Source organism: Pantoea sp. B566 (genome assembly GCF_024793925.1).
GTDB classification, from domain to species: Bacteria; Pseudomonadota; Gammaproteobacteria; order Enterobacterales; family Enterobacteriaceae; genus Pantoea; species Pantoea ananatis.
In genome coordinates, this window is the sequence record NZ_JANUQL010000003.1 from 1,978,179 (window position 1) to 1,998,479 (window position 20,301).

The 20,301-nt window shown below is 53.6% G+C and carries 19 protein-coding genes and 1 pseudogene; 17 read left to right on the top strand and 3 right to left on the bottom strand.

Annotated elements, in window-relative coordinates; translation table 11 throughout:
• The first annotated feature begins 8 nt into the window (after positions 1-8).
• Genes NYE92_RS10860 through NYE92_RS10895 form a run of 8 tightly spaced genes read left to right on the top strand, consistent with a single transcriptional unit; the run spans position 9 to position 7,309 of the window.
• Positions 9-383, top strand: a complete 375-nt coding sequence (locus NYE92_RS10860; protein ID WP_014606830.1) for a TIGR03750 family conjugal transfer protein — start codon at positions 9-11, stop codon at positions 381-383.
• Positions 380-1,039 carry a PFL_4703 family integrating conjugative element protein gene (locus NYE92_RS10865; RefSeq protein WP_259018961.1) on the top strand — a complete coding sequence of 220 codons (660 nt, stop codon included), beginning with the start codon at positions 380-382 and terminating at the stop codon, positions 1,037-1,039. The genes NYE92_RS10860 and NYE92_RS10865 overlap by 4 nt, the downstream gene beginning before the upstream one ends.
• Positions 1,039-1,926: a TIGR03749 family integrating conjugative element protein gene (locus NYE92_RS10870; RefSeq protein ID WP_259018962.1), complete on the top strand. Its 888-nt coding sequence runs from the start codon at positions 1,039-1,041 to the stop codon at positions 1,924-1,926. Before NYE92_RS10865 ends, NYE92_RS10870 begins: the two co-directional genes overlap by 1 nt.
• Positions 1,923-3,446, top strand: a complete 1,524-nt coding sequence (locus NYE92_RS10875; protein WP_259018963.1) for a TIGR03752 family integrating conjugative element protein — start codon at positions 1,923-1,925, stop codon at positions 3,444-3,446. The genes NYE92_RS10870 and NYE92_RS10875 overlap by 4 nt, the downstream gene beginning before the upstream one ends.
• On the top strand, positions 3,446-3,673 hold the full coding sequence (locus NYE92_RS10880; protein WP_259018964.1) for a hypothetical protein: 228 nt from the start codon (positions 3,446-3,448) through the stop codon (positions 3,671-3,673). The genes NYE92_RS10875 and NYE92_RS10880 overlap by 1 nt, the downstream gene beginning before the upstream one ends.
• Complete coding sequence (locus NYE92_RS10885) at positions 3,660-4,076, top strand: TIGR03751 family conjugal transfer lipoprotein (RefSeq protein WP_194761764.1); 417 nt, start codon at positions 3,660-3,662, stop codon at positions 4,074-4,076. The genes NYE92_RS10880 and NYE92_RS10885 overlap by 14 nt, the downstream gene beginning before the upstream one ends.
• Positions 4,077-6,893 (top strand): conjugative transfer ATPase, encoded by a 2,817-nt coding sequence (locus NYE92_RS10890; RefSeq protein WP_194761765.1) that lies wholly within the window; start codon positions 4,077-4,079, stop codon positions 6,891-6,893.
• Between the two features lie 11 nt (positions 6,894-6,904).
• Positions 6,905-7,309, top strand: coding sequence for a hypothetical protein (locus tag NYE92_RS10895; RefSeq protein WP_194761766.1), 405 nt, complete (start codon positions 6,905-6,907; stop codon positions 7,307-7,309).
• 224 nt (positions 7,310-7,533) lie between these two features.
• Here NYE92_RS10895 and NYE92_RS10900 read toward each other — a convergent pair whose 3' ends face one another.
• Together NYE92_RS10900 and NYE92_RS10905 are read right to left on the bottom strand one after the other, a co-directional pair.
• Positions 7,534-8,484, bottom strand: coding sequence for an FRG domain-containing protein (locus NYE92_RS10900; RefSeq protein ID WP_194761767.1), 951 nt, complete (start codon positions 8,482-8,484; stop codon positions 7,534-7,536).
• 1 nt (position 8,485) lies between these two features.
• Positions 8,486-9,622 carry a hypothetical protein gene (locus NYE92_RS10905; RefSeq protein ID WP_259018965.1) on the bottom strand — a complete coding sequence of 379 codons (1,137 nt, stop codon included), beginning with the start codon at positions 9,620-9,622 and terminating at the stop codon, positions 8,486-8,488.
• A gap of 485 nt (positions 9,623-10,107) precedes the next feature.
• Here NYE92_RS10905 and NYE92_RS10910 point away from each other — a divergent pair, with 485 nt between their 5' ends.
• From NYE92_RS10910 to NYE92_RS10945, 8 genes and pseudogenes are all read left to right on the top strand, one after another.
• Complete coding sequence (locus NYE92_RS10910; RefSeq protein WP_194761769.1) at positions 10,108-10,401, top strand: hypothetical protein; 294 nt, start codon at positions 10,108-10,110, stop codon at positions 10,399-10,401.
• Positions 10,402-10,419: 18 nt separating this feature from the next.
• Positions 10,420-10,641 (top strand): hypothetical protein, encoded by a 222-nt coding sequence (locus NYE92_RS10915; RefSeq protein ID WP_194761770.1) that lies wholly within the window; start codon positions 10,420-10,422, stop codon positions 10,639-10,641.
• A gap of 723 nt (positions 10,642-11,364) precedes the next feature.
• Positions 11,365-13,800, top strand: a pseudogene (locus NYE92_RS10920) (ATP-binding protein).
• A gap of 263 nt (positions 13,801-14,063) precedes the next feature.
• Positions 14,064-14,471, top strand: a complete 408-nt coding sequence (locus tag NYE92_RS10925) for a TIGR03757 family integrating conjugative element protein (RefSeq protein ID WP_259018967.1) — start codon at positions 14,064-14,066, stop codon at positions 14,469-14,471.
• 2 nt (positions 14,472-14,473) lie between these two features.
• Positions 14,474-15,439 carry a TIGR03756 family integrating conjugative element protein gene (locus NYE92_RS10930; RefSeq protein WP_228525986.1) on the top strand — a complete coding sequence of 322 codons (966 nt, stop codon included), beginning with the start codon at positions 14,474-14,476 and terminating at the stop codon, positions 15,437-15,439.
• 74 nt (positions 15,440-15,513) lie between these two features.
• Entirely contained in the window at positions 15,514-16,866 is a 1,353-nt protein-coding gene (locus tag NYE92_RS10935; protein WP_409035025.1) for an integrating conjugative element protein, read from the top strand.
• A gap of 1 nt (position 16,867) precedes the next feature.
• On the top strand, positions 16,868-17,215 hold the full coding sequence (locus NYE92_RS10940) for a hypothetical protein (protein ID WP_194761775.1): 348 nt from the start codon (positions 16,868-16,870) through the stop codon (positions 17,213-17,215).
• Position 17,216: 1 nt separating this feature from the next.
• Positions 17,217-18,743 (top strand): conjugal transfer protein TraG N-terminal domain-containing protein, encoded by a 1,527-nt coding sequence (locus NYE92_RS10945; RefSeq protein ID WP_259018968.1) that lies wholly within the window; start codon positions 17,217-17,219, stop codon positions 18,741-18,743.
• Between the two features lie 43 nt (positions 18,744-18,786).
• On the opposite strand, the gene NYE92_RS10950 is transcribed toward NYE92_RS10945, so the two are convergent.
• A complete protein-coding gene (locus tag NYE92_RS10950) occupies positions 18,787-19,029 on the bottom strand; it encodes a hypothetical protein (protein ID WP_194761777.1) in 243 nt (80 codons plus the stop codon).
• A 385-nt stretch (positions 19,030-19,414) separates the two neighbouring features.
• Between NYE92_RS10950 and NYE92_RS10955 the strand changes: the two genes are divergently transcribed.
• Positions 19,415-20,014: an ATP-dependent Clp protease proteolytic subunit gene (locus tag NYE92_RS10955; protein ID WP_409035019.1), complete on the top strand. Its 600-nt coding sequence runs from the start codon at positions 19,415-19,417 to the stop codon at positions 20,012-20,014.
• Positions 20,015-20,301: the final 287 nt, after the last annotated feature.

Here is a 20,301-nt window from a genome sequence, read left to right on the forward strand (position 1 = left end):
GTGCAACGATGGCCGTTATCGACTTTCTCCCTGACCGGCTCAATTACCCGCCAGTCGTGTACCGGGGATTTACCGCCGGCGAATTTCTGCTGGCGGCAGGCACGGGCAGTATTGTGGGCATTCCGCTGGCCGTACCGCTTTGCCTGGTGCCCCACGTCGGCTGGCTGGCGTTCCCGACCTGCATGCTGCTGATGCCGATTCTGACTGTGTTTTTCGGCGGGAGCTGGATTGCTGCCTACAAGCGCGGCAAGCCGGAGAACTATATCTGGCAAAGGCTGGAGCAAATCCGCTGCCAGTTGGGCCTGTCGCGCTCGATGATTCTGGCCAGCCGCGCCTGGGAGCTGCAGCGCACGTCAGCACGCGCTATGAGGAGGTCCACATGAGCCGGTTTCGTAACGGTATCACGGCGCGTGATAACCACATCTTTTCCCTGCGGATTGCCTGCGTGCTGCTGTTCTCCGGCATGCTTGTAACGTCAGTCGGCTGGATGCGTGCGCCCTCGGACATGACTATTCATATCCCCCCCGACCTGCGCTCGGGCAGCACGCAGAAATGGTGGGTGATTCCGCCCTATACGGTGTACGCCTTTGCGTTCTATATCTTCCAGCAGCTCAACGCATGGCCGACCAACGGTGAGGTGGACTATTCGGCGAAGATTGTCCAGCTCAGCCCTTACCTGACGCCGTCCTGCCAGGATTTTCTGAACAGGGACTATGAGTTTCGTAAAAACAGCGGCGAGCTCAAGGACCGCGTGCGCGTGGTGTATGAAATCCCGCGTCGCGGCTACAGCGACAGCAGCGTAGACATCCTGAGTGACGATCGCTGGGTGGTCCGGCTCGACCTGATAGCTGACGAGTATTACCACGCCGAGAAGGTCAAGCGGGCGCTTGTACGCTATCCCCTCAAGGTCGTGCGCTGGGAAGGTGACCCGGCGCGCAACCCGTTTGGCATGGCGCTTGACTGCTATGCCTCCACGCCGCAGCAGCTCGAAGCCATGCCGCAGCCGGAGCCGGAGAAAAAAACAGGAGTCTTCCAGTGATGAAACGACCTCTGCTACTGCTGTGCCTGCTCATGGTCTCAGACCTTACGCAGGCGGTTGAGCTCATGAAGTGGGAGCGTATTCCGCTGCAGATACCACTCACCGTCGGCCAGGAGCGCATCGTGTTTGTGAATAAAAACGTACGCGTGGGGTTCCCGCCGGCCCTCAACGGCAAAGTGCGCATCCAGAGCACCGGCGGCGCAGTGTACTTCGATGCCAGAGAGGCTTTTCCGGTGACGCGCATTGAGCTGCAGAGCAAGGAAAACGGCGAAGTTATCCTCCTCGATGTCAGCGCCGTGCCCGGCAAGGTGACCCGTGAACCCGTAAAGCTGGTTTATGACGGTGAAGTGGCCACAGCAACGGCCAGTGACAGACAGTCGGTGAGCGGCGGTGCCGACAGCGGCAGTAAAGGTACATCTCCGGCGCCTGAAAGTGACACTGCGCCTGCACGCAAAGCACCAAAACTCAGCGCCCCGCTGCCGGTGGTACTGACCCGCTATGCCGCACAGAGCCTTTACGGGCCGGTCCGCACCGTGGAGCCGGTGCCAGGCATCAGCCCCGTATCGCTGAAGCTGCCATCGTCCATTACCACGCTGATGCCCGGCGAGCCCGTGTCGGTCACGCCAATGGCGGCCTGGAGCCTGCTGGGTGACAGCGTGGTGGCGCTGCAGGTGCGTAACCGCTCAGCAGACAAAGTCGTCCTCGATCCGCGTGAGCTGCAGGGCCAGTTCGAGACGGCAACCTTTCAGCACCGCTGGCTGGGCCGTGCCGGCACGCCGGAAGACACAACGGTCGTGTACCTGGTGATACAGGGACGGCCCGAAGGCGCGTTTATCACTGAACCGGTCACGGTTATGCCCAAAACGGCGCGGAGGGCGAAGAAATGAGCCAGCCCGGCACAAACCTGATAGTGAAAATTGCGGTGCCGGTGGTACTGACCGCCGCCATCGTCGTTGGCGTTAAATCCTGCTCGGATTCAAAGGATAAAACGACGTCGGTGCAAAAAAACACCAATGCAGCGCTGAAAGATTTGTCGCCTGATGAGCTAAAGGCGCTGGGTGTGGAAGGCGACACGCCGCAGGACACCCTGCGCACGATAGTGGGCAACTTTCGCCGCGTTCAGGACCGCCTGGATACGCTCGCCAGTGACAACAAAAAGCTGAACGAGGAAAACGCGGATCTTAAAAAGACCAACAGTAACGTGGATGCACAAATAAACGAGGCCGTGGCCAATGCCCGGGCGGAGGAAGCCGAAAAGCGGGCAAAACTGAGCAGCCAGGTCTCCGATCTGAGTGCACAGATGGGCCAGATGATGGAGCAGCTGAAAAACAAAAATGCCGCAACGCCAGACAAAAGCAGCGCACCCGGCAGCGATATCCCGATCGGGCTGGGCTATGACAACGGCACCAGTGGCAGCGTCGCGATGTCAGCCCCTGCCTCAGACGGTCTGCAGTGGGTCGAACCTAAAGACGGTATCCCCGTTGATGCCAGCGGCAAACCCGTGAATGACAGCAATAAAAACAGCGCAACCGGCTTCTCGTTTGCCTCGTCGTTCGGTGAAGCGGGTGACGCCGGTAAGCAGGCCGGCGCGGCGGTGTCCACAGCCGTCAGCCAGGCTGTGCCGGATGCGGTGAAACCCGTCGATCCGGTGTTTACGCTGCCGGAGAACTCCACGCTGGTCGGCAGTCGCGCCATGACGGCACTGCTTGGCCGCGTACCCATTGACGGCAAAGTTACTGACCCGTACCCGTTCAAGGTTATGTTAGGCAAAGACAACCTGACGGCCAACGGCATCGAGCTGCCGGACGTTCAGGGTGCCATCGTGTCCGGTACGGCGACCGGTGACTGGACGCTGTCCTGCGTGCGCGGGTCTATTACCAGCATCACGTTTGTATTCGCGGACGGCACGGTGCGCACGCTGCCGTCGCCGGACAGTCAGAACGCCAGCGGTAACAATCAGAATTCACAGAACAGCAGCGGAAACGGCAATAACAGTATTGGCTGGCTGTCGGATGACAACGGCATTCCCTGCATCTCCGGCACACGTAAAAGCAACGCCTCTACCTATCTGCCGACTATCAGCCTGCTGGCCGGCGCTGCCGCTGCCGGCGATGCCCTTTCACAGAACCAGATGACGGGCCAGACCAACGCCATGGGCGGCGTGACGCAGACCCTGACCGGTGATGCGGGACAGGCCGTGCTGGGTAAATCGCTGTCCGGGAGCATGAAAGAAACCGTGGACTGGGTAAAACAGCGTTATGGCCAGACGTTTGACGCGATATACGTGCCGCCGGGTCAGACCGTTGCGCTGCACATTACCCGCCAGCTGGCGATCGACTATGAAGAAAAAGGCCGCAGGGTGAAGTATGACTTCAGCCTGGCAGGCTCAGGTACGGGGATGGATTGATGAAAAATGAATTAATAACCAGTGATTTAAATGATTATGCGCGGGCCTGTGAGGCCGGGCATCTGGCTGAAAGTGCTGGTCCCGTGGGCAATCCGGCGGCGGTGTTGCAAAGGCTGATGAGGCTTAAGTGTGAAACAGTCGTACGAGCGGCAGACGGTAAATTCCGGCGTCTCACCTCCCTTTATCATGAACACCCAGCCCCGGAGGTGACGGATGCGTCAGTGTAAACATCTGGCGGCGCTGGCACTGGCTGGCCTGACCGCGCTGATGCTCAGCGGCTGCAGCACCTCCAAAGAAGAAATGCTGCCACCTGGTGACAGCACCATGCTGGAGCTCTGGAACAACGGCGCATCCACCACGCACGCCACCGCTGAAAGCCGCACCACGCTGCGCCGGCCGGTCTCCGACAGCGAACGTACCATTGGACAACAGACCCGGGACAGCTACAGCCGTACCCAGGAAAATGAAATTCAGCAGACATTTCCGCGCCTGCCCAACCCCGACATGGTGATGTACGTGTTTCCGCACCTGGCCGACGGCAACACGCCGGTGCCGGGCTACAGCACCGTGTTCCCTTTCTACAGCCAGGTGCAGTACGCGCTGCCCGGCGAACGCACGGAGGCGCTGTAAATGGCCTTTCGTCTTTTTCGCCGCAGCCGCGAAGCGCAGACTGAACATCAGTACGGTCACGGCCCGTTTTCGGTTGAGGGCCATGAGCCGATCACCCGCGAGGGCCGGCTGACGCATGCCGATGAGTCGGGTCTTTATGCCACAGGCCCCTCCATCATTGACCACGTCCCCTGGGGAGAATACCTGCCGGAACACCAGTGCATCCTTCTCGACGACGGCGTTTCTGTAGGTGCCGTATATGAGATCAATCCCGTCGGCACCGAAGGTCGTCCCGAATGGCGTCTGGAGGAAATCCGCAACGTGGTGGAAAACGCCCTGCAGGACAGTATTCCCGAGCTGGACTCACATCAGTGGGTGGTGCAGTGCTTCTGTCAGGACGACACCGATCTGTCGGCTTACATGGATTCCATCCGGGGCTACGTCAGACCCCGCGCACAGGGGACGGCGTTTACCGAGGCCTGGCTGAACGAGCAGGAGCGGCATCTGAAAAATGTGGCCACTGAAAAAGGCCTGTTTGTTGATGAAGCCGTGACCGGTGCGCCCTGGCGCGGGCAGATCCGGCGCACGCGCATGGTTGTATACCGCTGGGTGGAAAAGCCTTACCGCGACCCGATGGCGCCGGAGGTTGTACTGAATCAGGTCTGTGACCGTCTGACCTCTGCATTAAAAGGTGCCGGCATCCTTTCCGTACGCCAGAACGGCGAGCAGATACACAGCTGGCTGCTGCGCTGGTTCAACCCGGCCCCGCAGTGGACGGACAAAGCCACGCTGTACCGCTGCGCCCGCTACCGCGATGATGCGCCCGGTGACCTGCCGCTGCTCAATGACTTCAGTGAAAGCCTGTGGTTCACCCGCCCCCGCAGCGATGCGGACAAGGGCATCTGGTGGTTTGATAACGTCGCTCACAAAGCGGTGCCGGTAGCCCGGCTCCGTAAAAGTCCTCAGACCGGGCACCTCACGGGTGAAGTTGAACGCGGCGAAAAGATTAACGCCATTATGGACCTGCTGCCGGAAGGCACCGTGCTGGCCATGACGCTCGTCGTACAACCACAGGACAGGCTGGAGAGGGATTTTTCCCGTCTCAGTAAGAGCTCAATGGGAGAAAACGTCGATTCCATGCGGGCCCGCGAGGATGCCGCCACGGCCCGCACGTATCTGGGTAACAAACACAAGATGTACCGGGCGGCCATTACCCTGCTCATAAGAGGTCAGGACGAGGACGCCCTCAGCAAACGCTACCGTGACCTCAGCAGTGAGCTGCTGAACTGCGGACTGGAGCCGGTCAATCCGGAGCACGATATCAGTCCCCTCAGTACCTACATGCGGGCGCTGCCGATGTGCTTTAACCCGCAGCACGACCGCCAGAACTGGTACACGCGCCTGATGTTTGTCCAGCACTTCGCCTGTATGGTGCCGGTTTACGGGCGCGATACCGGCACAGGCCATCACGGCCTGTCCTTTTTTAACCGGGGCGGCGGTCCGCTGTCAGTTGACCCACTGAATAAAGCGGACCGCACCCAGAACGCGCACCTTATTTTGTTTGGTCCGACCGGTGCCGGCAAGTCAGCCACGGTGGTGGACAAGATGACGCAAATGGCGGCCATCTACCGGCCGCGTATTGTCCTGGTCGAAGCAGGCAACAGTTTCGGCCTTTTCGGTGACTACTGTGCGTCGCTGGGCCTCAGCGTTCACCGTGTCAGCATTAAGCCCGGTAAAGCCGTATCGCTGGCACCCTTTGCTGACTCACACCTGTTGCTGGAAGTGGAGCCCGAAAAGCTGCTCATCCACGAGGAGGTTTTACCGGAAACAGACGCTGACGTTGTGGATGAAGATGAGGATGATGAAGACGGTGAACGTGATGTTCTGGGAGAAATGGAGATTGCCGCCCGCTTGATGATTACCGGTGGAGAAGCCACAGAAGAATCCAGACTGTCGCGGGCCGACCGGGGGATGATCCGCGAAGCTATCATGGATGCCGCCCGTAAGGCTTATGCTGAGTCCCGTCAGATGCTGCCCGAGGACCTGATGTTTGCGCTGCAGGACATCGCTCATGATGCCAGCCAGGGCGCTGACGGCCGGGAGAAACGCACGCCAGCCCGACGCGCACGCGCCGAGGAGATGTCAGAGGCGCTGCGCATGTTCACGGAAGGCTTTGAGGGCGAACTGTTCAACCGCCCGGGCACGCCCTGGCCTGAGGCCGACGTCACCATCGTTGACCTTGCCACGCTTGCCCGGGAGGGCTATGAGGCTCAGCGAGCCGTGGCGGTGATTTCCCTGCTGAACGCCGTCAATAACATCGCCGAGCGCGATCAGTATCTGGAAAGGCAGACTATCGTGGCCATTGATGAGGGGCACATCATCACCACCAACCCGCTGCTCGGACCCTATGCCACGAAAATCGCCAAAATGTGGCGTAAGTTAGGCACCTGGCTGTGGATTTTTACCCAGAACCTTGAGGACTTTCCGGACACGGCCAAAAAAATGCTCAACATGGCAGAGTGGTGGATTTGTCTGGTCATGCCCCCGGCAGAGGTTGAGCAGATTGCCCGCTTCAAGACGCTTAAAGATGAGCAAAAGTCCATGCTGCTTTCGGCCAAAAAACTTCCCCAGAAGTATACCGAGGGCGTCATTCTTTCCGTTAAAACGCAGGCCTTGTTTCGGGCTGTACCGCCGAGCCTCTACCTGGCGCTGGGCATGACGGAAAAAGAAGAGAAAGCAGAACGCCGGGCCATTATGAATGAATTTAAGTGTACGGAACTTGAGGCCGCTTACCATGTTGCACGTCGTCTTGACGAGAGCCGTGGTCTTATTTACTGACAGGGGAATTTATGAAAAAACTGACCATGGCACCGCCACGGGTTGTCGGGGACAAGGCTTTAATCGCCACTGTCATTTTTACCGTCCCGCCGCAGGGGCAGGCATCGGTTGGTGAGACGGATAACCGCGCCATCGTGCAGCTCCGGGAGGAGATAGGTCAGCGCCTTGAACATCCCTTGCTGGTATCGGTCTATCCGCATCGCGTTGGGCGCCGCAGCTGCACGGCCGTGCATCTCTCCGGAGCCAATAACAAGGCGCTGGATATTCTCATTACCGTCACGGGCAATACGCTATGGCCAACCGAGGGGGATTACAGGACCGGCATCCGCTGGAATATTTGCGTGCCAGATGCGACAGATATGCTGTGGGTGCTGAAGGAGATAGACCGCGCAACAGAGGCTGAGATGTGTCATTAATCAGACACTCCGTTATCGCCCGGCACCGGTGTGTGGTGTCGGGCGGGAACGGAGGCTGCGGGTGCGGGCGGCATAGAGCCCGCTGGTATTAAGTTTTATAAAAGTTTTTATATTTTAGTGTCTTATTCTGATTTCCTGTGTGTTTCCTTAGTGCAAAAAGGCGACATAATAAAAGTTGAAACACATAAATATATAATCTCATTAAATGTATGGGCGGAACCTTACTAAATCAAATCATCATCAGTGGGCAACATTTTCGCATAATTGCGTGTAATAAATTTCGCCGCCTTCTCTATCTCTGGGAAAAGTATACTTTCATAAATACCTAAACGTTCAAGCTGTCCGCGTATCACATCTTTGTCTTCAGCAGCTACGTACACACTGCGTGTTGGCAAAACTTCTTCAGCAGTTTTTAAGGTCGTGGTTTTCGAACCATAAAGCATAAAGGCACCAGACTGAGCGATTATCCTCTTATTACTTAATTTTGGCTTTACGTAAATAGGTCTAAGTAAGTCATGAGGCTTCATTAGCGGCCGAAAATGAGGCTTCTCCATTCCTATATGATAATAAAGCTCATCAAGCACGTCCTTGTTAAACCCATTGTTTTTTTTAGCATTTTTACTATTCTCAATAAAGCTAAGGGGATCACTGCTTTTCCGAGCCAAATCAAATAGAATATCCTTACTCTCTCCGCTCAAATTAGCTACATTTGCCATGCAACTTACGCGATCACTGTCATAGTACCGCTGTCTGGAATCCGGAACAAAATAGGCTGTTACTACCCCGCCTTTAGGTCCCTCAGAAAAATATTTGTTATTTTCCGTAAACATATATTCTTCGGTGGCAAACCAAAGTGCTACAAGCGGATTCTGCGTAACATCCATTAATCTTGTTGGAAGGCCAAAGTGCTGCATCCTCACTAAACGATCAAACATTGTTTTATCAGACTCAAACTCAGATGGATGAATGGATACTATGTCTCTAATAGCACGATTCTCATTTTCATAGATTCTCCCTTCACCCCGGAACAGTTTTGGTTTACTAACCCAACCATAAAATGCTTGCCCTCTAAATGCAGTCGGAAAATCGCCTTTGAGCTTCCATTTATTTACGTACTCAACAAACTGCATCACATCCTTGATTCTGTCGGTCGGTTTTCGTTTTCTAAAAATCATTTTAATTTTTTTCCCTGTTTAGTCCGTACAGTGCAGTTAACCGCTGTTTTTCTGCCAAAAAATCTTCATTTATATTTGATAAGTCAGGTAATGAACCAGCCAAATCTTGAACGCGGTGAATTATTTTCCATGCTTCATAGTGAATGAACGGATTCATACCGATAACATTTCCCGCATCAGGGAGAAGTGAATTTGCAGCATTGGCAATCATAAAAAATTTATCACTGGCTATAGCCTCATCCCAATCAGATATGAATAGAAGCAAAGCAGAAAAAGCAAGCAGTTGATTGTTATTCATTATTGAGAGCGGAGTGGTAAACTTGACCCTTAGGAAATCATAATGCTTAGTTAAGATTGTCGATAGTTTCATCGCTGCCACATATTTATCATTTAGCTCTCGCCTGTCAAATACCCTTATTCCACTATCCCTTAAAACAAGACGATATGCCCGATGTGTTAAAGTTTTGCTGTATAGTCTATTGAGCGGTAGGTTTTCCCTAGCGTTTAAATCAATACCAAGAAAGGAAGAATATTTGTATCTTAATGATTTATATACTTCATCATTTATATCAAACCATGTTTCTTTTTGCTTTCCGTCCTCAATTTCATATTTATCAGCTTCCCCCCGGCCATAAAATGATGCGCTAAGAAGTTTAATTACATGAGGACTAAAACTGATAACAACATTTCCCGACTCTCGCAGATCAGCAAACCACCTTCTCATATTTCTAATATCTTGCTGATTGAAAAAATTGTGCTCGATGCCTCGGCAAACCAATTCCCTAATTAACATCGTAACTTTTGAACCATCTTTTCCAAATTTGATAAAGGCGTCACCACCTGAATCCATGACTTTGTCTTGACCAGTATAATAGTCGCAAAAAACTCTATGTGCATCAGTGCTGTCCGCTTTTTTAAATGCGAAATGTGCCTGCTTAATTTTTTTATTGGTTTTTTTTGAATAACCTTCTGACACATAATGTGCACCCGTAACATTACACATGGGGCATTCTGCATCTTCATGAACGAAATTTCGAAAGCCTTCTAAATTATCTGATACATTTTTTAGATATAATCTTTCCAGCTGTTCTTTATCCAGCTCGCTTTTAAATCTCTGAGAATAAATAGTAATTGCCATTTTTTACCTTGTTTTTTAATAGAGAGCAGAAATTTTCAACGGGATGTCAAGCTCATAGAGTTTGGAGCATAATGAGTTCCGCTATTTAAGGGGTATTCCATACTACTGATGTTAACGTCTAATTTGGGTGTGGTGGAAACCTGCGCCTTCAGAACTTTCACCATTAATAAATCATTTGTGTTCCGCAGGCGGAATAATGTACGTTTCCTTTTAAAGCAGCTTTTCGAGCAATCTTTACACTAGTACAAAGGTTCCTTTTAGGCAATACTTTCTAGGGTGACCCGAGCAATTAAGATGGCCCTTGATCTTCGCATTTGCATCAATCAAACAAGATCAACCCGAAGATATGAAGGTAAATAGAATGCATAGGTTATCCTAGGACTCATTCCTTCCACATCGTCAAGTATTAACATTTTATTTTTTACATGGTGAAGATGTATTATCGGTGCTAAATTTATACTAATCTTAATCTTAGGGGTATAAAAATGACTCTTCCAAAATTCAATGAAAAATTATCCGTTGGGGCAAATTTCCCTATTAATCAAGCACATGAGCTTATCGGCAAAACAGTTCAGTCAGTGGAAATTGGGTATCAGGATACCCCCTCAGCAGTGCATCAAACAGAAATGATGATTATTACTTTTACAGATAACACCCAGCTTGCAATCTCTACCGGTTCTAACGTTGGTAATGTTATATCTAAAATCAAGCGAGGGGAAGGAGTTAAAATCAAACCCACTGATTTTCATACTGATTTGGAATTAACCTGGAAACGATAATTTCTTAAGGCAAGATTTATGCAAACTATCAAGGACTCCTTCCTTGCTGATGAGTTTGAAGGCTGGGATGAAGATTTTATCTACGAATTTGATGATGGCAGTAAGTGGAAGCTTGCTTCTTACACTTATAGCTATAGTTACAGTTTTCGGCCTAGAGCCAAACTAAAAACTGACGGTTTCAGATACTTTCTTGAAGTTGAGGGGATGGGTCAGCCTGTAGAAGTTGAGGAAGTTAAATAAACTTGGCGGCATTCATATGAAGTTCAATAAGTTGCAGAAGACAATAGCTGTTTTTTTCTTCCTCTCAATTGCAGCAACTGGGGTGGTTCCTCCTTGGATAAGAATAGTAGGACAGAACGGTTTAGAGTCCGCAATTGGTTTCAGTTCTGTTTTTTTTCCACCTGATTTCCCGGCTGTCAGAGTTGATTTCGTCCGGCTTATTATAATTTGGATTGTCATTTCGGCCGTCACTTTAGCTGCAATGCTTCTAGCTAATGAAAAAGTTAATAAGCGGTGAGAGAATAAAACGATAATGTGAAATTTTGATATGTGTTTTCTCCGGACTTGACGCTGCCAACAACTAATAACCCGACTATTCACCTAGATATCTTTCATTGTAGCTTTGTCATGCTTCATACAAGTGCCTTGTTTCGGTGCGACGATCATCAGGCTTTACATCTACCGCCATATTAAGGCAGTGCTCACGCCTACTGGCATCAATTATTTTTCCGCATCCTATCTTGAGCCGTCCATCACTTTCAGGCAGCGTCGTGCGGCACGGTACCAGAGGCCACCTTGTTAAAGTGATTCTACAATGCTGCCTTCGAGTTTCAATGAGCCATTCTCGGTCATCATACCTGGCTAGTTTGTGCCAGTTATTATTCAGACCCCGTTATGACTTCTTCATTTAACCCTTAATCTGCATCAGGAAAATGGCTCTGAAACCACTACAGGAGCATTCTGATGCGACATCCCTTCGAACTCGACCCCGAAATCATTCACCACATCATATACAGCCAGGCCGGCTCAGTGGCCAAAGCCCTTATCGAACTCATCATGAACAGTGTCGATGCCGGCGCGGGCGCTGTCATTCTGGAGATTACCCCGGAGGGCTTCACCTGCCGTGACGACGGTCATGGTTTTGCTTCACATGACGATGTGAAACGCTTTTTTGGCCGGTTCGGTACGCCACACCGTGGAGGCGATGCCACCTACGGCCGCTTTCGCCTCGGCCGTGGCCAGATTATGGCACATGCCCGGACCGTCTGGCGCTCACAGCGCTGGCAGATGGAAGTCGACACGCGGGTAATGGGTTATGAATATGAACTGACAGAGTCGGGAGAGATTCAGGAGGGGTGTGCCATCAGTGGTGACTGGTATGAGCCGATGTCCACTCAGGAGCGTATGTCCTGCATGCAGGAAATTCGTGATCTGGTGCGTTACACGCCCGTCTCGGTCAGCCTCAACGGCAACGTTATCACGCGCAAACCTGAGCTGGAAAAATGGGATGCTGAAGATGACGCAGCCTGGTATCGGCTGCGGGAGGACGGTGCCGTATCCATTTATAACCAGGGCGTGCTTGTGCGGCACGACCCGGGCCACAACTGGGGCGTTGGTGGCCTTATCGTGAGTAAAAAAGCCATTGCGCTCAACGTTTCGCGGACTGAGATTCTGCGCAAGAGCTGCACGGTCTGGAAGCAGATAGCAGCAAAATTCAGCGGGCTGGCGCAGGCCTTTTCTGACAATACCGGCAGCCACCGTAAAACCGAGGCCCGCCGTGAGAAAACCGCCCGGGCGCTGCTTGCCGGTGAGGGAGACCTGCAGAAGCTGGCTAACGGCGAAGAGGTGATTACGCTGCTCCCGGGCAAACAGCACGTCACCCTGGAGCACTTCCTGCGCAAATGCCGCTACTACCCCTCTGCCGTCGATAAAAACTGTTTTACTGTGGCTGAGTATGCTCGGGACGTCCCGCGCGGGGAGCTCATTGCGCGTGCCGGCATCGCGCCGGTCATTCACCCGGTGACGCTGACGCGCTTTAACTGCGACGGCACGGATGATTTTATGGACTACATGCGTCGCGTACGCGACAACCTCATCGCGTACCGCGCACAGCTGCCGTCTTCCGGCCGCTGGGGAATGCCGTTCAGCTCAGAGCTGCAGCTCATTGATTTTGATACGCTCAGCGCGAACTTTGTCGACCGCACGCAGATGGTGAGTGAAACGACGCTGGATAAGGAAACCCGCAGGGCCTGGACGGCGCTGCGCTACTGCCTGGCCCAGTATGCCCGGGTGTGTTCGGGCGGCGAGCGCGGGAGCACCTCCCGGGCTTACGGCGGCGTGCGGTTCCAGATTCTGCTGGGCGAGTCGACGTCGGCCGACGCCTGGACGGACGGTGAGACGTACATCGCGTATAACACTGATATCGTGCGTCAGCTTAAAACCGAAGCGCTCAGAACGGCCAGTCGCCTTTTCAGCCTGACGGAGCACGAGGTGGCACATGAAGGTGACAGCATGGACTGCGGCCACGATGAGGGATTTTATCAGCGGTTTCACGATATCAGCACAGCGTGTGCAACTGATCGTCAGCATTTTATCCACGTCTGGCTGATGAAATACACGACCAGCCTTGAAGGTGCCGGTAAACGCGCGAAAGGCCAGGCGTGGAGTGAGCGTTACCTGGCTGAACGCGCCAGCACCGGTCGGGAAAGGAACGGCCTGCACGGGATTATCAGTGCTGACAGCCTGGCTGATGACGTAGGGGCGGCTATCGAGCCGGAGGACGGTAACCTTCTGACCTTCCTTAATCAGCAGCTCGGAGTAGCGGGTACGCAGTCACCTGAATCCGGCGACTGGGCTGACGTCGTGGCTGCGGGGATCGAGGAGGCCGGCGTCGCCCGCGAACGCAGGGCTGAGGAGAGAAGAATTCACGAGGAGGAGTTGGAAGCTTACAAAGCATCGCCCGAATACCTGCAGCTTATAAAAGACCAGACCGAGTATTTTGCTGCCTCTGAGCAGGAAGAGCGGGAGTTCATGGCGTCCAGCCGTCTTCGTTTACTTGAGTCCCTTCCCGGCGCAACCCCTGAAAACCTCACGCAGGAAATTTTAGAATACCTTGTCTACTGCACAAATACAGATGAAGAGGAGCTGGATGCCTGGCAGCGAAAAACATGGGAACAGCCCGGCGGATACCGGCCTCTGCACACAGCAGACGACAGCGCTTCAGCTGTTCAGAAGACTGAGCCCCGACCAAAAGACAGCATCCCTGAGGACTGGCTACCGTAAGTTTATGAGGGTGAGACGCGTGCGATGATTGAGCGCAAAGCGGCCGCTGCGGGATTTTTCCGGGAGCTGGATTATCTTGAATGGCGGCATTCAAATGAGACTGACAGTCAGAAATAACAGATAAAAAAGGGGCCAGGGGGCCCCAAAATGAATTTGCTAATAAACTTATCGGAAACACGAACCATTTTTTACCAGTTCGCTTATTTTCTTATCGGCATGCATTTTCCATACTTTATGATTTTTCTGCGTAATTATTTACTATCGTACGCCGCTCTGGCAATCATCCCACAGAATTATGATTTCCGGTTTAAGAGTTAACTGCTGAACCTTACGCGCTAAAACCGCACCCTGAGGGCATCATTCACTCAGGGAGTGCCTTCATGAAAATCCCCCTCTGCAGCCTTGCCGTTCTGTTACTGACTACCGGAGCCCACGCCGGCACCGTGATTTACACCGACCATGCACATCCTGTCACCGGCGAACTGAGCCCGGACATCACTGTCACCGAACTGGACGCACCCGATCGCCTTCAGGCTGAACTCTTCGGCCCGCTATCCAGTAATCCGTCGCAGGCTGAGCAGCAGGCTCAGGCGGTCATCGCTTCACCGGCGTTCCGCCAGAATCAGCAGGCCTTAGCGGCGAGCTATGCCGGCGTCGCACACGCCTGGTCACTCGGGCTTGAAAAGTACCCTGCCGTGGTGTTTGACGATAAATGGGTGGTATACGGCACAACCGACGTCGCCGCAGCGCGGGCGAAACTCGATGCCTGGCGGGAGAAGCAGCCGTGAACATGCGCCTGTCCCGTCCGCGCCGGCTGCTGCTGGCCACGCTGTTTACCTGCACCGGCACGCTTGCCAGTGTGAACACCGCGAGCCTGGTCTCCAGCGCCATGAGTCCGGACTGTATCAGCTGGCGCATCAGCGGCATCTGCTACTGGCTGCTCTGCACCCCCTTTGGCTGCACGGTGAAAACCTCGGTCAAAGTCACCCACTACATCCCGGAAGCCGTGGTCTCTGCCTACCTTAACCCGGGCGACAATCCGTGGACCGAAATGTCTGCCGTGAGTTCCACGGCCAGCGGCGCTGAAAGGCTGGTGTCGGGCGGTCTCGCCGGCGTGCCAGCTGGCGGTGGCCGTCAGGAGATGAAGGCTCCGGGCATGCGCAAGCAGAACCTGCATTTCTACTATGGCGATGCGTATGGCCACCCGGCGACGTCGCTCATCGGCGGCATGGTGCCGGGCTACTCCTGCCGCACAGCCGTCACGCCGTTCGTGCCGTATTTCGTCAGCGCCATGGACTCCCTCGCGTGGCGAACGGGCGTGCCGGAGTCCTTCTATCCGGAAGCGCTCATCCCCGGAAAGCGTGAAATCGGAAATACGTTTGCCGGCGAGATGTGGGGCAACGTTTATCCCCGCAGCGGCTTCGTGACGCAGACCGACAGCTACAAGTCGGCGGCCGTTGTGGTTCAGCGCGTGGCCGACATCATCACCCGTGAGGGACAGCTGCACGTCTATAACCCACTGACTGGCCAGCGGTCTCCGGGGTACTGGCCACCGGACCCCGTTACCGAAAACACCGGCACAAAAAACCACAAGTGGCAGCGGCTTTCGCCCCAGCTGTCGCAGAGCTGCGCGGTCTTTCCGGATACGGGTGGTCAGACGGCGGAAAACGGCGATTACGCCTGGGCGCTCTGGCAGCCCTACAGCTGCTGTAAGCGACGTGGCCAGACCTTCCTGTACAGCACCGACTTTTCATAAGGACACACAGCATGATGAATTTCAGCGTTAAAAAACGGTGCGTGGCCACGGGCGCATTATTGCTTTCCCTGGCGATGCCGGCACTGGCCATCGATACCACGCTTTCCTCACAAGGTGCCGGCGTCAGCGGCGCCATCAACGACGGTCTGTTCTACTCCATCGGCGGCGGCTCGGTGATTTCCCCGCCCTCAACGCGCAGCAACATGTCGCGCCTCGGCCTGGACGGCGGCTGGAGCAGTGATTTGATGTGCGGCAACTTTGACCTGAAAACCACGGTCGGTAACCAGCTCAACGGCATCACCAGCGGATTTAAGGACCTCATGGGCAACGTCATTCAGGGCGCGACCGGCGCGGTGATGAGCATGCCGGCGATGGCCATTCAGCGTGCCAATCCGGGTCTGTATGAAATGCTGACCAACGGCGTGCTGCAGGCAGGCCTGAACTTCGACAAGGCCCAGCTCAACTGCCAGAACATGTCGAAAAAGCTGGCCGACTACACCCTGGGCAGCAAGTGGCAGCAGGCGGCCGTGTCTGAAGAGTATAAAGACATCGTGGCATCGAGCGGCGGTGATGCGGTATCGAGCGACCAGAAGCTGCAGAAGGCTACCGGTGAGGAAGGCGTGACCTGGGTCGGTGGCCAGAAGCGCGGCGGCAAGGGACAGCCGGCGATTCAGCCCACGCGCGACCTGGCAAAAGCCGGCTATAACATGATGAACAGCCTGCCGGTGACCAGCAACAGCAGCGTCGGGTCAGCCAGCTGTAACGGTACGGTCTGCCAGCGCTACAAATCCTCCGATGAAGCCGCTGCGGCCGTAGTGAAAGTTCTCGGCGACCGCTCTATCCGCACCTGCCGTGAAACCAGCGAATGCTCCAGCGGCGGCGCAGACAACCAGCCGGGCAGCACCGTTGCCGGCACCGGCTTCTCGCCGGTTCTGGAGGACGCCACCAAAACCAATCTGGAGCAGCTCAGCAAACTCGTTAACGGTCAGCTGCAGCCCACGGCTGATAATCTGGCCGCGCTCAAAACCGGCAGCCTTGTCGTCACGCGCGGCGTGATTCAGGCGCTGCGCGATGACCCGGACAGGGCCGCACTGGTGCAGCGACTGGCGGGTGAACTGGCCATGGCTGACACGGTTGAGGCGGCACTCACCATGCGACGCATGCTGACGACCGGTGAGTCTGAGCCGAACGCGGCCGAACAGCCTGAGGCCATCGCCGAGGGTGACCGCCGCGTGGATGCGCTCGACCGCGAGCTGAACGCGCTGCGCAACGAAATGGAGCTGCGCAAATCCATCAGCAGCAACAGCCTGCTGACCACGCTTGAGCGTCAAGGGGAACGTAATCAGGACAATCAGCTGCAGCAGAAAGCCGGCAATCAGGACCAGGGCTTCAGTCAGATGGGCCAGCCTCAGCCGGGAGGCAACTGACATGAAGCTCAGATTCCTCATTGGCTACACCGGCCGCATTCTACTGATATTCCTCTACACGTTTCTGGCAGTGGGCGCGATTTTGGGACTGGCATCGGTGTTCATGGCGTATGACCCCGATGGCCACCTTCTTCAGAAGTGGCTTTACGACAGCCGCTGGGCCATGTTTGCCTGGCGACTGTGCATGTACGTTTTCATCGGATGCATCTGGATTATGAAGCTACGTCGTCGCCTGCTTAAGCGCTGGCCGGACGCTGCCGGAGGCCTGCCGCGCCTGGAGCGCCTTGCCATCATTTATCTTCTGGCCACGGAGTACGTGGCCTGGTCAAATGCGGTTCAGGGAGGCTGAGATGACGGCAAACAGTTACCTGGAATACTTCCTCATCCTGTTTGGCTGGGTCCTCAATAACTCGATGTGGGGCATCCTCAGCAGCACTGGCCTCTTCGCGCTGCCGCTGGTTTTTAAGGTGCTCGGCGTGTGGCTGAAGGTCCGGGAGGAAGGGGCTGATGAGGGCAACAAAGGCGTTCTGGCGCTGCCGCGCATCGAGCACGCCATCTATGTCTCGTTTGTGGTCATGCTGGTCTGCTGCATTCCGCTGTTGCCGGTGGATATCAGTACGATAAAGTTTGACGACGCGCGGGCAAAACAGTGCGGCTTCAGCGTACCGACGCCGCAGAACTCCGGCTATAAAGGGCTGGTAAATGACTTCGACGGCCGCACGGCTGAGGTGCCGGTGTGGTGGTATCTGCTGCATGCGATGTCGAAAGGCACCACGCAGGCGATGATAGCGTCCATACCCTGCGGCACGCAGCTGCGGCAGCTGCGCTTTGACGTTCAGAACACCAAACTGCGCGACCCGGTGGTGCTGCAGGAGGTCCAGGACTTCGCAAACCAGTGCTACTCACGGGCCTACTTTAAGTTAAAGAACAGCAACAGCCAGCTGAGCGACGCCACCATCAACTCAGTCGGCTGGATTGGCAGCGACTATTTCCTCAACACCTCAGGTTATTACGACTATTACACGGCCATGACGCCACGAAGCCAGTGGCCATACAACAGCAGTCGTGACAGCGGTTATCCGGATACCGGCCAGGGAGGGTATCCGACGTGCAAAACCTGGTGGTCTGACGGGAGCAACGGACTGCGCAAGCGTGTTCTGGCCAGCTTCAGCGAGTCTACCCGAAAAGAGCTTCAGCGCCAGTTCCCTGGCACACAGTGGGAAGAGCCGGCACTGCGCTGGCTGGTCAGCCCCAGCAACGCAGAAATTTCAGGCAGCGGCGTCACCTACATGTCCGGCAGTGCGGACACAACGAGTGGTATCGGAGGTAGCCTGTCGCGGTTTGCATCTACTGTCGGGCTGGGCATGAAGCAGGTTGAGGCGTTGCCGGGCTTTGATGCGCTCAAGCAGGCGCTGCCGATGATACAGGCGCTGCTTCAGATGATGATCATCATTGTCATCCCCGTGCTGATGATGTTCAGTGCTTATGAGCCAAAGACAGTAGTAACGATTTCGTTTGCGCTGTTTGCCCTACAGTTCATCACGTTCTGGTGGGCACTGGCGGGCTGGCTGGATGACAGACTGATCACCATTCTCTACTCAAACCTTGCGGCAGGCGGCCTGGCATCAGGGCAGCCTATTGCAGACTTCCTCAGCTCACCGCGTGACGGCTGGATCATGAATATGGTGCTGGGAATGATGTACGTGGTATTTCCGGCGTTCTGGGTAGGGATGCTTGGGTGGATTGGCGTTAATATTGGAAGCACTATTGGCGCTTTGTTGGAAAAAAGCGCCTTACCAGCGCAATCAGCTGGTGAGCAGGGAGGTGGGTTAGCTAAGAAAGCAGCTATGGATGTGGTGACAAAAGGAAAAGGATAAGGGTTTCTCAAGAAAGATGCGTTACCTGGAGGGTAACGCATCTTTAATTGTTAGAATTATCAAACGGATCGATATAATTATTCCTTTTCCAAACCCTATCTTCTCTGTCTTTTTGCTCTTTCCTAAGAGAATCAATACTGTCGCATACATCTGAGTTACTTTTTGGGAAAAATGAGATGATTTTTGAAGCAACTGATCCTGCAGTAATCAATGAATCCCTTAAGTCATCCCCGAAATTACGATTTTTCTCGTACTTATCGAGCTCTTCATTCCAGTCGCTGGCCATGCTCTTCCCCTTCATAATTCTGCTTTAACACTCCTTAAACACTACTAAAAAAAAGTTTACCTGGCAAATTTTTGTACAATCGGCTTCTTAAACCAGATTCGGCAACTAAGCATGTAAATCAATGTGTTACTGGTGTGAGATCTGGATATGGAGTAAAAGTCACGTAAAAGAATGCTTGTAATTTGAGCCACACTATCAAAAGCGGCTTAAAATATATACTTCTAATCAGGCTCAGGGAAAACCACCAATAGAAATAGCACTAGTAAAAGAAATACATTTTTCTTATTAGCATCACAGTGATAACCATATGATATAACTGCAAGGCTTCTGTTCGTCATACAGATTTACAACATCAATGCGATAAATCGGAGGAATCAAAATGCTAATGAGTGATAAAGAAGTTGAGAAGGATAATGAAGCAACAGAATCACAAGGCTCAGCATTCTTGCAAAACAAGCTTCTCTCATCGCGCTCAATAATTATCTCAGGGGAAGTTAACCAAACACTGGCTGAAAAAGTTGTCACTCAGTTAGTTCTTTTGCAAAGCATCAGTCATGACCCTATCCGACTGTATATTAATAGCCAGGGTGGTCATGTCGAATCGGGTGATACTATTCATGATTTCATAAAATTTATAAAGCCTGATGTGCATATAATCGGTACAGGGTGGGTGGCAAGCGCAGGAATCACAATTTTCTTAGCTGCCAAAAAAGAACATCGTTATTCATTGCCAAACACACGCTTTATGATCCATCAGCCAATGGGGGGAGTAAGAGGCCCTGCTTCTGATATCGAAATTGAAGCTAAAGAGATAATCAGAATGCATGATCGCATAAACAAACTTATCTCAGAGGCTACTGGCCAGCCACTTGATAAAGTTAAAAAAGATACGGACCGTAATTACTGGATGTCACCAAATGAAGCACTCGACTATGGAATAGTCAATAAAGTCATAACCAGTTATGAAGAGCTACCAATCAAATAAATCATTCTAAACATAATGCCAGATTGATTTTTGCTTTAATCTGGCATTAGCTGAGCCTTAAAAGGCGGGTTATAAAGATTCTTCGGGCAGCACACAAATTCTGACCACTGATAAAACTTGAAAATGGATCTCATAACGATCTAACATTCCTGCTGCTGTACCGTTGCTTTAGCAACACGCCAATGTCCCGGCAATCTGAGAGGGACGCCTTCGGGTGATTGCGCTGCCAAAACCGTCATGACCTGAGAGACGGAGCCTTCGGGCGGTAACTTCGTTTAACCTTTGAG